Annotated in this window: 1 protein-coding gene; it reads left to right on the top strand. The window is 69.3% G+C overall.

The genetic code is table 11. The features are described 5' to 3' along the window. Positions 1–1,015, top strand: a 1,015-nt coding sequence (locus AC559T_RS13775; protein WP_498868938.1) for a thiamine pyrophosphate-binding protein, incomplete at both ends; no start/stop codon positions are given.

Genomic DNA, 1,015 nt, shown 5'->3' with positions numbered 1-1,015 from the left:
CGGTAAAAGTCTACGAGCGCATCCTCCAGTTGTTCGAAGCCGAGGGAATCAAGACGATCTTCGGTATTCCCGACCCGAACTTCGTGCACATGTTCCACCTCGCCGAGGAACGCGGCTGGACCGTGGTCTCACCGCACCATGAGGAGTCCGCCGGGTTCATGGCGGAGGCGGTGTCGAGGATGACCGGCAAGGCCGCGGTGGCGATCGGCACCCTGGGCCCGGGTGTCGCGAACCTGGCCGGGGCGATGATGTGCGCCAAGGTCGAGAACTCGCCGGTCATCTTCCTGGGCGGGCAGCGTGCCCGGATCACCGAGCAGCGGGTCCGCCGTGGCCGGATCCAGTTCGTGCAGCAGGCTGAGCTGTTCGCGCCGTCGGTGAAGTACTGCGCCAGCATCGAGTACGCCGACCAGACCGACGAGGTCATCCGCGAGGGCCTGCGCAAGGCCCTGTCCGGCACCCCGGGCCCGGTCTACATCGAGTACCCCTCGAATGTGATCCTCGAGGAGCTCGACGTCCCGGCGCCCCTGCCCCCCGCGGCGTACCGGCTGGTGAACCAGACCGCCGGCCCCGACAGGATCACCGAAGCCGCCGAGTACATCCGCGCGGCCAAGCAGCCGGTCCTGCTCGTCGGGCACGGCGTGCACACCTCCCGCGCGGGAGAGTCCGTCCGCGCGCTCGCGGAGGCGATGGCCTGCCCGGTCATCCAGACCTCCGGCGGCACCTCCTTCATCAAGGGCCTGGAGGACCGCACCTTCCCCTACGGCTTCTCCGCGGCGTCGATCGACGCGGTGGTCAAGTCCGACCTGTGCCTGGCCATCGGCACCGAGCTCGGGGAGCCGGTGCACTACGGCCGCGGCCGGCACTGGGTCGCGAACGAGGCCAACCGCAAGTGGATCCTCGTCGAACAGGACCCCGAGGCGATCGGAGTCAACCGCTCGATCGACGTGCCCCTCGTCGGTGACCTGCGCGCGGTCGTCCCGCAGCTCGTCGACGCCCTCAAGGACACCCCGCGCAC

Origin of the sequence: Frankia sp. Hr75.2 (genome assembly GCF_949319125.1) — a bacterium.
GTDB classification, from domain to species: Bacteria; Actinomycetota; Actinomycetes; order Frankiales; family Frankiaceae; genus Parafrankia; species Parafrankia soli.
The sequence above is the reverse complement of the archived record's forward strand: the minus strand, read 5'-3'. Positions and strand labels throughout refer to the sequence as shown.